Annotated in this window: 16 protein-coding genes; 6 read left to right on the top strand and 10 right to left on the bottom strand. The window is 41.1% G+C overall.

What is annotated here, in order from left to right:
- A complete protein-coding gene (locus DCO56_RS06355) occupies positions 1–1578 on the top strand; it encodes an MFS transporter (RefSeq protein WP_108632850.1) in 1578 nt (525 codons plus the stop codon).
- 11 nt (positions 1579–1589) lie between these two features.
- On the opposite strand, the gene DCO56_RS06350 is transcribed toward DCO56_RS06355, so the two are convergent.
- Positions 1590–1790: a TolC family protein gene (locus DCO56_RS06350; protein WP_108632849.1), complete on the bottom strand. Its 201-nt coding sequence runs from the start codon at positions 1788–1790 to the stop codon at positions 1590–1592.
- A gap of 174 nt (positions 1791–1964) precedes the next feature.
- Between DCO56_RS06350 and DCO56_RS06345 the strand changes: the two genes are divergently transcribed.
- The gene (locus tag DCO56_RS06345) at positions 1965–2489 is read left to right on the top strand and encodes a hypothetical protein (RefSeq protein ID WP_108632848.1); all 525 of its coding nucleotides are present in this window, start codon (positions 1965–1967) and stop codon (positions 2487–2489) included.
- 145 nt (positions 2490–2634) lie between these two features.
- Entirely contained in the window at positions 2635–2841 is a 207-nt protein-coding gene (locus DCO56_RS06340; RefSeq protein ID WP_146190991.1) for a hypothetical protein, read from the top strand.
- A 9-nt stretch (positions 2842–2850) separates the two neighbouring features.
- On the opposite strand, the gene DCO56_RS06335 is transcribed toward DCO56_RS06340, so the two are convergent.
- Positions 2851–3600 (bottom strand): hypothetical protein, encoded by a 750-nt coding sequence (locus DCO56_RS06335; RefSeq protein ID WP_108632846.1) that lies wholly within the window; start codon positions 3598–3600, stop codon positions 2851–2853.
- A 263-nt stretch (positions 3601–3863) separates the two neighbouring features.
- Here DCO56_RS06335 and DCO56_RS06330 point away from each other — a divergent pair, with 263 nt between their 5' ends.
- The gene (locus tag DCO56_RS06330; RefSeq protein WP_181390473.1) at positions 3864–4937 is read left to right on the top strand and encodes a serine hydrolase domain-containing protein; all 1074 of its coding nucleotides are present in this window, start codon (positions 3864–3866) and stop codon (positions 4935–4937) included.
- 27 nt (positions 4938–4964) lie between these two features.
- Here the strand turns inward: DCO56_RS06330 and DCO56_RS29490 are convergent, their stop codons facing one another.
- The 4 genes from DCO56_RS29490 to DCO56_RS06310 form a co-directional block, all read right to left on the bottom strand.
- Positions 4965–5168: a hypothetical protein gene (locus tag DCO56_RS29490; RefSeq protein WP_219929324.1), complete on the bottom strand. Its 204-nt coding sequence runs from the start codon at positions 5166–5168 to the stop codon at positions 4965–4967.
- Positions 5169–5178: 10 nt separating this feature from the next.
- On the bottom strand, positions 5179–7119 hold the full coding sequence (locus DCO56_RS06320) for an oleate hydratase (RefSeq protein ID WP_108632844.1): 1941 nt from the start codon (positions 7117–7119) through the stop codon (positions 5179–5181).
- A 96-nt stretch (positions 7120–7215) separates the two neighbouring features.
- Entirely contained in the window at positions 7216–8112 is an 897-nt protein-coding gene (locus tag DCO56_RS06315; protein ID WP_108632843.1) for a helix-turn-helix domain-containing protein, read from the bottom strand.
- 56 nt (positions 8113–8168) lie between these two features.
- Positions 8169–8660, bottom strand: a complete 492-nt coding sequence (locus DCO56_RS06310) for a GNAT family N-acetyltransferase (protein WP_108632842.1) — start codon at positions 8658–8660, stop codon at positions 8169–8171.
- Between the two features lie 214 nt (positions 8661–8874).
- Between DCO56_RS06310 and DCO56_RS06305 the strand changes: the two genes are divergently transcribed.
- Positions 8875–9324 carry a VOC family protein gene (locus DCO56_RS06305; RefSeq protein ID WP_108632841.1) on the top strand — a complete coding sequence of 150 codons (450 nt, stop codon included), beginning with the start codon at positions 8875–8877 and terminating at the stop codon, positions 9322–9324.
- 82 nt (positions 9325–9406) lie between these two features.
- Here the strand turns inward: DCO56_RS06305 and DCO56_RS06300 are convergent, their stop codons facing one another.
- The 4 genes from DCO56_RS06300 to DCO56_RS06285 form a co-directional block, all read right to left on the bottom strand.
- A complete protein-coding gene (locus DCO56_RS06300; RefSeq protein WP_108632840.1) occupies positions 9407–9769 on the bottom strand; it encodes a DUF4180 domain-containing protein in 363 nt (120 codons plus the stop codon).
- 73 nt (positions 9770–9842) lie between these two features.
- Positions 9843–10766 (bottom strand): Dyp-type peroxidase, encoded by a 924-nt coding sequence (locus DCO56_RS06295; RefSeq protein ID WP_108632839.1) that lies wholly within the window; start codon positions 10764–10766, stop codon positions 9843–9845.
- A 71-nt stretch (positions 10767–10837) separates the two neighbouring features.
- Positions 10838–11653 carry an alpha/beta fold hydrolase gene (locus DCO56_RS06290; RefSeq protein WP_108632838.1) on the bottom strand — a complete coding sequence of 272 codons (816 nt, stop codon included), beginning with the start codon at positions 11651–11653 and terminating at the stop codon, positions 10838–10840.
- Between the two features lie 10 nt (positions 11654–11663).
- On the bottom strand, positions 11664–12449 hold the full coding sequence (locus tag DCO56_RS06285) for a class I SAM-dependent methyltransferase (protein ID WP_108632837.1): 786 nt from the start codon (positions 12447–12449) through the stop codon (positions 11664–11666).
- Positions 12450–12854: 405 nt separating this feature from the next.
- On the opposite strand from DCO56_RS06285, the gene DCO56_RS06280 reads away from it, so the two are divergent.
- On the top strand, positions 12855–13892 hold the full coding sequence (locus DCO56_RS06280; protein ID WP_108632967.1) for a linear amide C-N hydrolase: 1038 nt from the start codon (positions 12855–12857) through the stop codon (positions 13890–13892).
- Positions 13893–13916: the final 24 nt, after the last annotated feature.

Raw genomic sequence — 13916 nt, 5'->3', positions numbered from 1 at the left:
GTGAAAGGAATTTTTAAAGACTGGGTGCCCGAATGGCTAATTAAGCTGATTTTATTCAGTGGATTGATGCCGAGTATGGTCTTGTTTTTTCTACCGGGGGCCAATGTCAATGTCACTGCTGGTTTCTACGGCGCGCAGCCCAGTGATGTCCAATTTCTCATTATTTTATTCTACGCGGGATTTGTAGGATTCTATGTGTTGGAGCGCCGCTTCTTTCAATACTTTCCGGTCAAACAGTACTATATCATTTTCAACCTCCTGCAATTGCTCAATTGCTACCTGATGTACCGTATCAGGGAGATTGATTGGATATTCGGTTTACGCTTTTTTCAGGGCATGTTGTTCGCATCGGCTGTCAACCTTTCCATCTCCATGATATTTTCCAGACTGAAAACCGAACGTGCGAAGGAGGGAAGCTATGCAATTTTTTTTGGTATGCTGCTTTGCAGTTCGCCTTTCAATACCTTTGTGACAGCAGAATTTATTGACTCATTCAACTTTGATGAACTTTATCTCTACGCCGCCTTCTCTTTTGTTCCTGGACTTCTGCTGATTATGCTCACCATGAAGCCTATTCGACATAACCGGCCTTACCCTTTGTTTTCCCTGGATTGGGCCAGCTTCATCCTCTACAGTTTGACCGTTGTGAGTTTCGGTTATCTGATGGTGTATGGTCAGGAGCGCTATTGGTTTTCGGATACTTCCATGTTGAACGTATTGATCGCTGGAATTTTATGCCTGGGCCTGTTTATCATGAGGCAGATAGCAATCAAACGTGTTTATATCGAGCTATCCATTTTTGGGAATAAAAAATTCTTGCTTGGAATCCTTGTCCTGTACATGATGTATATTGAACGGTTTTCCCTGGCGATTTCCAATCAATATTTTCTTCAGGTTATCCGCTTGGATCCCATTCACCTGTCCTATATTCAATGGTTCAATATCCTTGGGATTGTATCCGGTGTGATGCTCTCTCTCTATTGGTTATTACAACGGCGTACAGTGAAATGGATCTGGATTGTTGGCTACTGTTGCCTATTGGCCTTTCATCAATATATGTTTTTCTCATTTGAAAGCGAGGGCAATGAAGACCATTTCTGGTTGCCTTTGGTATTGCATGGGCTGGGTGTAGGCCTGATCATGGTACCGACAATTTTATTCGTGATCACCAGCGTACGCCCCCAATTGGGCGCCTCGGCGGCGGCGGCCTGTCTGGCGGTCCGTTATCTCGGATATACCAGCAGTATTGGACTTCAGAATTTCTTCAGATTATTTGAACATGCGCAGCACCGTGAGGTCTTTCGGGATCAGCTCCAGTCGGGCAATCCGATATTTGAAGATTATGTTCAGCAGGAATCACACCGGGTAATGCATCAGGGGCTGCTATTTCAGGAACATACTGCGGCATTAAAACTCATCAGTGAACGGGTCAATATGCAGTCTTTTGTCCGCTATGGCATGGACTTCTATGAACTGATGTCCATGATCAGTATCAGCATCTTACTGCTGATACTGATTTCTCCTTCCTTGAAAAGCATGTATAAGAAGCTAAAAAGGAATCAGATTTCACCTGTCTGACGGCTTGGGCATCACAGCTGATCAATATCCCAAATGGCTGCTGCACGCCGCAATTCAACCAATGCAACTGCATAATTGTAGCGTGCTTCATCATAGGCCAGCCGGGTTTCATTGTAGGAGCGTTGTGCGTTGATCACTTCCAGCAGAGCGATTTCGCCCCGATTGTAACTGTAGATCTTTCCTTCCAGGATAGCCCTGGCTTCCTGCAGCATCGTGCCGTTAAACCATGCAGGACAAAGTTATCAAATTTACCCTGGTTTTGTGATTTAAGGCCTGTTGTTTTTGCTGATGTTTATATTCTTGCCATACGACAAGTGTATCTTGCTTTCAATCAGTTAACTTTGATGAAATAACCCAGGTGCCCAGCACCTATAGATCAATGAGCGATGGATAAACCAAAATCAGCAAAATTAGAAGTCATTATCCCTGCGTATCGGATGCACAGTCAGAATTTTATCAATGTGCTGGATGGTATCACGGAGGAGCATGCACATCAACGTATCAACGGGCAGACCAACCACATGGTGTGGATGGCCGGTAATTTTGTCAATGTACGTTATGGGATTGCATATGTCTTGGGGCTTCAGGAGGAAGATCCCTACCACGACTTATTTTTTATGGGGAAAACCTTGGACGAAAAGTTTAACTACCCAAGTTTACAAGAATTGAAAGATAGTTTTTATGCCATTTCTCCCAAAGTTTATCAGCGTCTGCTGGAAGTAGACGATGCGGAATTGGCGGAGATTTTTAAAATCGACATGAACATTCCTTTTATCGAGGAGAATAAGCTCAACTTTGTGGGAATGTGCATTGGAAGGCAGGATTATCTTTGTGGCCAAATGGCACTGATGCGGCGTATACTCAATTATCCAAGTATGAAATACGATGTGGATGAAAGCATGGCCTATTAGGAATGAAACAGCCTAAGTGAACGTCTCGTAAAGACTGTGCTTCACTTAGGCTGTTAACCGGTTTTTAGCTTAGATATGTCAGAATCTCATCCATACATTGGAGGGCAATAAACCGCTCATGTTCTAAATTAAACTCATGCTGTTCATGCGTCCATGTGATATGGTAGGGGATATGAACGCCAAAACCGCCGAACTCGAGTACTGGCAGGATATCGTGATAAAGAAGGAAGATATGGCCGCCTATCTTGGAATTCGGTCAGAAGTCTCAATCGAGAACTCAAGAAATTACTGTAATTATGGAAAAAGATTATCCAATCTTCTGAGAATAGATGTTGTTCAGAAGACTGGATGAATGGCTGCGTTATTCGCTGCCTTTGATGGTGAAGATCACGCCGGAATAGTTATCGTGATCAGGACCGATATAAAGCAGGTCCACTCCTTTTTTATTTGGTTCTTTGAGTTGTTCCAGAAATAGTTTATAGTTCATCCGCTCTATTTTTTCTTCCCAATCTGTTTCGGATTTCGGTTTGATGGAACTGATATTGTCCATCTCAAAAAGCGCTTTACTTGTTTCAAGTTGTTTGGAACGTTGAATGAATATCGTGTCAGCGACAATCTTATTAATTTTTATCCATCCTGAAGGTAATCCGTTAATATTCCCACCGTTGCTGTTGGTAAAAAATGTTACACCATAAAGTTGACCTGCTTCCAGATGCTGTAGATTGCTGAATAATTTTTCCGTTTCATTTTCACGTTGTTGGCCAGCAATTTTGTTCTTTATCCCATAAATTCCAGCCCAGATCAAGATAGCCGCAAATACAAATACAAAACCTTTCCATAGCTGAAAGTAAGGGATTGAATATGCTTTTTTTAAGGTTTTGATCTCTGCTTTAAGCTCGTCGGAGTAATTGCGTGCATGGATAAGTTGGCCACGTCCATCATATAGCCGCGAAATCTTGACAAGACCACCGCCAAAGGGGAGACCAAGAAATTTGCGTGCGGGCGTAATAATCTGTAAAGTAAAAGTTCTGGCTGAACTTTCATTCTTTAAGGTCGTTGTTACCGTCTTTTCGGCTAGTACAAAGTCGTAGATACTGTAAATAAATAACATAGTTGTTGTGATTTAAGCAAATGGAACAGCAGGATAGACTGCTGTCCTAACAAAAACCTTTTGTGATAAAGGTGGACGGCAAATTTAAAAGAAAAAACAGAAAATTGGAACTTAAGAACGGAGATTTGAGTATTGTCTAAAAATTGGGTAAATTGAAATCCGTTAAAACGATGTTTTGACATACAAAACAAATAGAAATGCAGCACTTTAGCATCATGTACCTAAAAATCGTCTTATTTTTTATGTGTGTAACAAGCTGTGCGATGGGACAAAAAATCAACAAGTCCTTATTGGATAAAACCCTGTCCAACCATTATTCCAATGGAAATGAACCGGGAATCGTTGTTGCGATCAGTCAGCACGGACAGATCCGTTACCAATATGCAGTAGGAATGGCAGATTTGAAAACGAAACAAAAGATCACGGCGAAGACCCATTTTCGGATGGCCTCCGTGAGTAAGCAGGTGACAGCGCAGGCTATTTGTCGCTTATTTGACCAGGGGAAATTACATCCAACGGATCAATTAGGATCTTTTTTTAATAATTTACCGATGGCTCTGCGGGGTATAACCGTTGTTCAATTACTTCAGCACCGGTCGGGGATCATGGATTATGAAGCATTGATACCCACAGGCCGAACAGCACAGGTGTCAGACCAGGATGTACTGGATTATATACGGCAGACGGATACGCTCTATTTCCCAATAGGGAGCCAATTCCGATACAGCAATACAGGTTATTGCCTACTGGCATTGATTGTGGAACAGGTGGCGAAGGAATCATTTGCAACTTTCGTGAAAAAGAATTTATTTCAGCCGAATGGTATTGTGGAAGGAACCATCTATACGGCTGATGCGGACATCCCCAATCGGGCTTTGGGTTATCATCCTAAAGAGGATACCTTTGTGTTTGCGGATCAGAGTGTGACCAGTGCCACACAAGGCGATGGAGGTGCCTACTTATCGGCAATCGAATATCATCAATGGGCCAATTTTTTGCTTCATAAGCGTTTTCAGCAGGCCGGTATACGGGATTTGTTGGAAAACGAGCACTTGGCAGTAAAAGATGGTGTTTCCTACAATTTGGGCTGGTTTATCTATCCTTTCGGTCAAAATACAGTATTCTTTCATTCCGGTGAATCAACGGGCTTCCATAATATCGTTTATTTAGACAAGCAGAAAGAGCTTGTTGTCACCCTATTTAGCAATCGTGATGATCTTCGGATTGCAGAAACATTTGACGCCCTGCTGGAGGAGATGAAACTACGTAAACCAATGGATGAAAGCGGACAAAACGAATCGGTTTTTGGCTGGCTCAATGCGGTATATGCGAATTAACCTGTCTTGTTAAAAAAGCAAGATCGCCTATCCTTTTTGAAGGCGTTGGCGATCTGCTATTAAGGCTGTTAAAGTGCCAGTATCAATAAAATGCCCCTTGAGGTAAGCAACTATTGTCTCCATGTCCACCACTTCATGGACCAAGAGGTCTGTTGCGGCTGAAAGTAAAGGGACCAACAAAGAGTTGAGGATGGAACCCGGTTGTTCCTTATGTAATGATAGGGCTACCATGCCGATTCAACTATCCCTTAATTCCTTTTAACCAGTCTCTAAATTTGCCAACCTGTTCAGCGATAAAAGATTCGTGATCTTCATTTTCTTCGTCCCCGCCGGGGAGAATATGTTCAAAATAAGATCCTTTCAGGATTTTTCGTAATAACCCTTCTCCTATGAATGGTCTGTCGTCGTTCAGTGTCCGTGCTGCTTTTAGCAAGTGACGGATATCATATTGTAAAGGATTGATATCGGGTACTTGTTTGTTGAGATTCAAGAGTTCGTACACGGCAATGCGCGCGGTTCTTACGGAGCTTTCCATGGTAAAGACGACGTCGTTGTTTGTTTCGACGAACTGTCCAACGAGGCCTAGATTTTTAAAGCCTTCGGGCACTACTCTTGGGCGGTCACCTTTAGCACGGGGCATAAACATGGAGGTGATATAAGGCATAAATGTCGTACGGACAATCGTATTTTTAATGACATCATCCAATTGGTCTATTATTCCAAGGTGATGACATAGTTCAGCCAAAATTTCATTTCCGGTACATTCGGGCATGGTCTTTTTAACATAATTTCCTTGCTTGTCCATAAATAGGGCATAGACCCAAAGGACAAGAACATCGTCGGGCTGGCCCGGGAAGTGCGGTTGTCTGTTGCAGGTGAAGCTCATCAGCCAATTGGAATCTGTAATTGTGATAATACCACCAGTGACTGTTTTTCCGGAGTATGGGTCATTGACCGAATAGCCTTTCAATTTTTCGATTAATGCCGAAGGTTTACAAGTCAGTGTAGCAGATTCCCAGGCTGATTTTTCAATATTGCTACAGAATTTTTCTGGCTTACCGAAAATAGCAGACTTGGCGGCCAGATTTTTCCAAAGTTTCCAGCCGGCACTTTGTCCGCTTGTGCTGTTGTCGATACCGATGATCGGTGCTTTGACATTATCACCATAGAAGGTGTCTTCGGTCATTGAGCCGGTTGTGACAATCACAAAGTTATTTGGACCGAGGGGGATGCGTATTTCCTTGCCATCTTGTTCGGTAATGATGCCTTCGACGGTTTTTCCTTCAGTATTGCTCTGTATGTCGAGATCTTTGACCAGCACATTGAACTGAATTTTAGCGCCTTTATCTTGTAATACCCGACGCAACGGGGTGACGAAAGTATCATATTGATTGTATTTTGGAAATACAAGCGACGAAAGGTCATTTAACCCATCGATCGCATGAAGGAAACGATGCATGTATAGTTTCAATTCCAGTAAGCTATGCCAGTTTTCAAAAGCAAACATGGTGCGCCAAAAAGTCCAGAAATTACTGCTTAAGAAAGATTCGCTGAAATAATCTTCAATCGTCAGGTCATCCAATTCTTCTTTCTTCTTCAGTAGGAGCTTGATGATCGCCAGTTGATCTTTTTTTGCTAGTCCAAATTTGCTAAAATCTTTTATTTCACCAAGATTGTGGATAAGCCGTGCCTTTGAATAGTTGGAATCGTTGTCGTTGATCAATCTATATTCATCGAGTACACTATAAGGAGCAGGCATTTCCAAGGCTGGAATATCCTGAAACATATCCCATAGATTTTCATAGGTCATGTCCATTTCACGTCCGCCGCGAATAACATAGCCATCTTTGGCATTGCCAGCGCCATCCAGGGATCCGCCTTCAACATGTAATTGCTCCAAAAAGGTGATATTTTCAGCTGGCACATGTCCGTCACGGATGAAATAGTATGCAGCTGACATGCCGGCAATCCCGCTACCGACAATGTAGATTTTACTGTCCTTATAAGATTTGGTCGGGATTCCCTTGTTACGTTGATAGTTTCCTATTTGATCTGAAAAAGGCATGGCCTTTTTGGGCGTATTGCGTTGTTGTTCTGTGCTTGAGTCCGGTTCATGATTTACATTTCCATATTCAGCAGATGCATTTAATACTTTGTCGAATTTTGAGGTGATTTCTTTCATGATTCTTATTGTTTTTAATTCTTGAGTAAAGTTAGTCATACTCCTTAGATCATTTATGCCCTCAAATTCGCCATTGTTCTACCGAATTTCCTTTTTTTACATATTTTGTCTTTTTCGATATTCAGAAGGCGATAACATAGCGTATTTCTTGAAAAACCGGCCAAAAGCAGAGATCGAATTGAAACCTATCGCATAGGCGATATCGGAAATGGTTTTTTCAGGATTTCCAAGTAGCGCATAGGCCTCTTTGAGTAAATTTTCGTCTATGATTTCATGCGGGGTCTTTCCAGATGCTTTCTTAACTATACTAATCAGGTATTTGTTTGAAATAAATAACCTGTCAGCGTAATATTTTACATCTTTGCATTGACTGCAATGCTGCTGTACCAGTTCTGTGAACTTAAAAAAAAGACTGTTTGCTTCCTGAATTGTCTCAACAGCATCTAGATCCTCCACAGCCAAAGCATCAGCTATTTCGAGCAATAGGTTAAATATTATGGTGCGAATAATGTCAGGAGTAAAACGTGTTGTCCGGAGGGTTACCTCGCTCAGGTATTCGAGAAGCTTTAATAGTTTTTCGACTAGCTTTGCTGTACTGGGGATAATGGCAAAGGTAGATTTATTGAACAGCCCCAGTTTTTCGATGAAAAACGGATTGGCAATATTTTTCAGTAGAAATAACTTGTCAAAGAAGAGTAGTTTCATTCTGAAATCCTTGCTAACCGCAGTGAATTTAATGATGGTGGAAGGGGCTGAAACAAGTAAGCTATGCTGGGTTAATGTATGTTTCTGGTTGTCGATTTCTACTTGAATTGTCCCGGCAGTGCAAACGCAAATGGCATAAAAATCGATACGAAATGAATTGCTGGGGTATTCAAAAAGCGGATTGCCAGAGGAGATATAATAGGGACGATTACAATCTACACCAAAGAAAGATAAGGTATCTTGCAGGCTATCGTGTGTATTTGGATTGATCTTGATGCGAAACTTCATATACGTGTATTGTAATGTGTTTGGGACCTATTGCTTTCAGGGAGTTGAAATAGCGGCTATGACCGTTTCAACATAAGTTTTTCCGTAGCTATTTCATCTTCTATACCACTGAAGTAGCTTTGAAATCCAAATTTTGTCAGTAATTTCCTGGAGGCAACATTGTCCGGATCTATTATACCCACAACATCTTTATTTGCATCGATATGTTTGGCCATTGCCAGCATAGATTCGCAGATTTTCGTACCGAGGCCTTTGCGCCAAAATTCCTTTTGAAGCAAATAGCCAATTTCAAAAACCGTCGGGTCTTTTTTATAGTTGACTAATTTGCAGTCACCTAAAAATAATTGGCTCTCGGAATCGATAACCTTAAAATAACCCAATAATGGATCCCTATTGATGTCGAGAATGAAAGCGAATTTTTTTTCGGCTTCCTCGGGTGTTAGTCCTTTACCTGAAATATATTTCATGATCTCATCCTCTTTGACAAGTTCTTTAAATAACATGAAATCTTCAGCTGTATATTTTTTGAATTCTAGTGTGCTGTACATGGCTAATATGTCTCCTACACAAGATAAGGTTGTTTTTTTATTAAATCAAACTGTTTCGGTTTATATCATCATTTTTCTGTCTAATTTGTGATTGCCCCGATTAAAATATCGGAATTTAAGTTACATTGTCATTGTGCAATGAATACGGAAATTTATTTCCGGCAACAGGTTGGAATGATCAATACAAACAGGAACATATTTAACTCGTGAAACAATGAAGATAGCAGGATTATATGAAACACATATTCAGGTACGCAATCTGGAAGAATCTGTCAATTTTTATACAAAGGTCTTAGGGCTGCGGATTGCTCATCGTGATCCCAATCGGCCTATTGTCTTTCTTTGGGTCGGGACGGATAAGGAATATATGCTGGGACTTTGGGAGGAGGAAGCAAATTTTCAGCCGCGGCATTTTGCTTTTAGAGCCAGTAAAGAGGATATCTTAAAGTATGCTGTAGACTATCTCAAGGAACGGCATTTACAGCCTTATAATTTTTTGAAAGATGGGGTTGAAAAACCGATGGTATTTGCCTGGATGCCGGCACTGGCAATTTATTTTAACGATCTAGATGGAAATCAATTGGAATTTATTGCCCTATTGGAAGGTGAGGGGCGGCCGGAACTGGGTGTAATGTCCTATGAAGACTGGTTAAAGCAGCGGTAAAAATAAGCGGCAAGTAAATAGCCGCTAATTTTTTATGAAGTAACTGTTAACGGAACGGTTTTGAATGGCTCAGGATTCGTCGTTAATCTTTTGATAATCTGGTAATGGCTTCGTCCCGCGTAGCAACAAAGTTGATCTTACGACCTTTATTACTTTCGTAGATAAAATCATTCAGACTTTTGCTATTATAAATGGAAAAGTCGCCAACAATAGCAACATCAAAATCGTACTGCGTATATTTTTGAAGAATATCTCCCGCCAGCTTGGTTTTAAGTTCAAAAAAATCAGCTGAAATATTTTCTTGGTATAAGATCGCTTTGTATGCTTCTTGTGCAGCACAGTCGACCATAATCTGTAAGCCGTCATCTAGATTGTTGATAAGTATGCCCGAGTCTTTTACTTCAGCAATATGTTGATCTTTTATTTGAAAAATGTCGATTTTCATGTTTTTTGTTTGAAATATTGATTGTTTATGTTTTAGTCCGATAGACGGATTGAAATAGATCGTTGGACTATGCTTATCCGGTAAAATCTTTCATCATATCGATGGATGGGCAGAAGTACAGTGTTCCGCTCTGGGCTGTACTAAAGTCCAGGATACGGTCATAATTACCTTCAGGTTCACCAATAAACATGCGCTTTAACATCTGTGTCACGGTACTGAATTTACTGGCATAAGCAATAAAGTAGGTACCCATTTGATTATTGGCGATATTGCCAAAAGGCATATTGTCCCTGACGATTTTGAGATCATCGCCTACATTGGCTAAGGCTGAATGCGAATTGGCCGGTTTGACGTCATCCGTCATTTCAATATCATTGGTTTTACTTCGTCCAATAACCTTTTCCTGTTCGGATACTGGTAAAGCCCGCCAGCTTTTGATGTCATGGATGTACTTTTGAACAAAAAGGTAGCTGCCACCTTTATAGGCTTCATCCTCATTGCCAATAATACCAAAGAAAGCACGGTCTTCTCCTGTCGGATTTTCGGTGCCGTCGACAAAACCTAAGATACTTCTTCCGTCCCAATAGCGAAAGCCGTGGATTTCTTCTTTGCAGTCAGCAACTGCTGCCAGTACATCGGAAATTTCGGCTGCCATGTCAATACAATAGCTTTGCTCTTCAGCCCGAATATGAAAATGGAGGTCACCCGAGGTAGCCACAGCGACATGTTTTTGTCCCACAATGGGCTCAAAAGGAACCAATTCTTTCGGTAATGGCTCCTGTAACGCTAATTTTTTCCAAGCGTGGTAACTGATTCCCATGACGATACTCGCTTTTAAACCAGTCGAACGCACCTGAGCCGAATTATTTAGATTGACAACCAGGGCACAGATCCGTTCAAATACCGGTTTCAGCTCTTTATTTTCCTGAAAATTCCATACCATGAAAACGGTATTGTTGCTGGGTGAATCGATAACATTCTGCGCTTGATTGTTCATAAAATATGGTGTTGAATGGACGTTGACAATACTACTAAGCTACACATAAATTTATTTCCAAACAGATCAAATTATTCTTCTGAGGTTGTTTTTTTGTATAATGACTGGATTTCTTCGATTACTAAAGTCGGATTATCGTAAAAGATGTGATGTTGTGCGTTCGGCTCCAAGATATACTTTCTGTTGTCCTTTTCGTCGGCAAACTTTTTTAATGCGGCAACAAATTTACTTCTATCGGGTTCTTCAAAAGGGCTAATTCCTGAGCCAATAATGGTCATTGGAATGGTTGCATGTGGCGCTATTTCGTGCAAAATGGCTGTTGAATTCTCATAATTCATCGTCAAATGATAGAATCCTAAACTCTCTTTTTTGATCTCCTGAAGTCGGTCGGCATATTCAATCTTTAATGATTTTCCACGCTCCATTGTCATAAAATAAGGCGAGACAATATCTATCATCACCGCACCAAGTACCTTCCCCTTGTTTTCATCGGCAAATTTCAAGGTATAATTACCGCCAAAGGAATGTGCGACAAAGAAATATTGGTCGTGATAACCCAATTTATTCAGCGCCCTTTTTAAATCAGCGACTTCAGTTGATAGATTGACATTAACGGTATCTATACCACTTTTTCCGAAACCCGCCCGATCGTAGGTGATTAATGGTGCACCTAATCTGGCTGATAGTGGGGCCAATAGCTGCTGCCATACAGAGGCATCATTTCCAGCTCCTGATTCAAAAATGATGGGAGTTCCTTTTCCAGCTGTGATATTAAAATGTAAGCTATGCTGGCCAACACTGATCGTCGTATCTTTCGATTGCGCAAACAGGTCGAACGTGGCGAGTAACAGGAAAATAGAAAAGAAAATAGGCTGTATATGGATCATATCGAATTCATTAAATTTTACCTCTCACATCATTCATCTTGAGCGTCATAGACAAGGCTTCTGTTTCGATCCAGCTGTTGTATTCTTCGATTGCTTTTAGACGCAGTTCATCTGTAAGATATCCTTCTATGACCATTTGTCGTGACTGAGCAACTTTGATCCAGATTCCAAGATTGGTCTGGAAGTGATCGTCACCCCTTGTATAGGTCTGATCAGCATTGATAGTCTCAATCGCTGTAAATCCCTGTTGCTCGAGCATGGCTGAGATTTCATCTGCCACACGATTGTTCATACCTGCGTCGGCACGCCATTTCAGAAAAGTTTGATAAAATTCCAGCATACTGGTCGGTGGTGCTGGATTCCATTCGATCGCAGTATGGTTATAATCCAAAATCGAAAGTTGTCCCCCTGGTTTTAACCAGGATCTGAACCTTTTAAGTGCTTCAGGAATATCGCTTAGCCATTGCACGGTTCTTGCAGTCATAATCAGGTCAAACTGATGTGGTGGCTCATAACTGAAAATATTATCACAGACCAAGCTAAGATTGGCGGTATTAGCATAGTGTTGATTCCCGATATCAATAAAAGATTGGGTGTTGTCTAAACCAATGGCTATTCCCTCTTTAATAAGTGATGCGGCTTCATTCGTCAGTGTCCCTGTGCCACAGCCCACATCCAGAATAGTCAACCCCGGTTTTAGCAAAGGAAGGATAGTCCGGTAATCATTCGCGAGGGTTCGTCTTTCAAATATTTTATTTGCCTGCTGGTCTTTTCTGTCAATAAGTTTCTCTTTCATTTGATTGGTTTAGTATACTGTAAATATAATTTACTTTAGCAATGAAACAAAGCTGTTTTTTTGATCTTTCCAAGCTGCCACTGGCAGGGATCATACAAATTCGTTACAAATCAATGCACTTTGGATCACAAATACAATGAGCCCAAGTTGAACTCCTAATTTAATGATCGCAAGTATATACGTCACAATTTGTTTGTTCGCGAACAAATTTATCACAGCACTGTGATAAACTGAAAATAAAAAAATAAGGTATAACCTATAAAAGCTCGTGGTTATCGCTAAAAATCATCCGGGCGTTCAGAACGTAAGTTATTAAAGCGTATGTAAATGATGTGTTTTTTAATTCATAATTTTATTTTTAAACAAAATCCCTACGGACTTGTTAATATCCAAAACAACTATTTTATGAAGTATCTTTTTTCAATTATCTTAATTATCGTTCTCCTCCAAGGAGAGACTGATGCCTGCACCAGGGTGGTCTATAAGGGGCCGGATCAAACCGTTATTACAGCACGTAGCATGGACTGGAAGGATGATATAGCCGCTAATATTTGGGTATTTCCGCAGGGTATGCAAAGAAGTGGCGAAGTAGGGCCGCAATCGCTAACCTGGACATCACAATATGGAAGTGTGATTTCTAGTGCATGGGATATTGCGACCGTAGATGGGCTGAATGAAAAGGGACTGGTCGCCAATGTACTCTGGCTGGTCGAGTCTACTTATCCTAAATTTGATCCCGCCGGAACAAAAAAGGGGCTAGCGATCTCGGCCTGGGCACAATATGTACTTGACAATTTTGCGACGGTGGCTGAGGCGGTGAAGGTATTACAGGACGAACCTTTTGTCATTGTGAGTGATTATATTCCGGGAACCGAAAAGTTTACAACGGTACACCTGTCCCTCTCGGATGCAACAGGTGACAATGCTATCTTTGAATACATTAATGGAAAATTGGTTATTCACCACAATGCGGCATATACCGTGATGACAAATTCACCGGTATTTGAGGAGCAGCTGGCCTTAAACAGATACTGGCAGGGAATTCCGGGGACAATTATGCTTCCGGGTACCAATCGGGCTGCAGATCGTTTTGTGCGTGCTTCGTATTATATCAATGCCATCCCACAAACAGCGGATACACGAACCGCCGTCGCGAGTGTATTTAGTGTCATTCGTAATTGCTCTGTCCCATTTGGTATCAGCTCGGAAACTGAACCTAATATTTCCTCTACTCGATGGCGGTCAGTCGCGGATCAAAAGAATAAAGTTTATTATTTTGAGAATGTATTGACTCCGGGAACTTTATGGGTGGATCTTACTAAATTTAATTTGAAGAAGGGGGCTCCTACAATGAAGTTGGATTTAAAACAAGGAGTAGCAATTAATGGGATCTCAAATGGGCTATTTAAATCTGCCAACGCCTTTAAATTTATGGGTATATAGTATCCGACTGGAAATATAAAAAGC

Source organism: Sphingobacterium athyrii, assembly GCF_003071065.1.
GTDB classification, from domain to species: Bacteria; Bacteroidota; Bacteroidia; order Sphingobacteriales; family Sphingobacteriaceae; genus Sphingobacterium; species Sphingobacterium athyrii.
The sequence above is the reverse complement of the archived record's forward strand: the minus strand, read 5'-3'. Positions and strand labels throughout refer to the sequence as shown.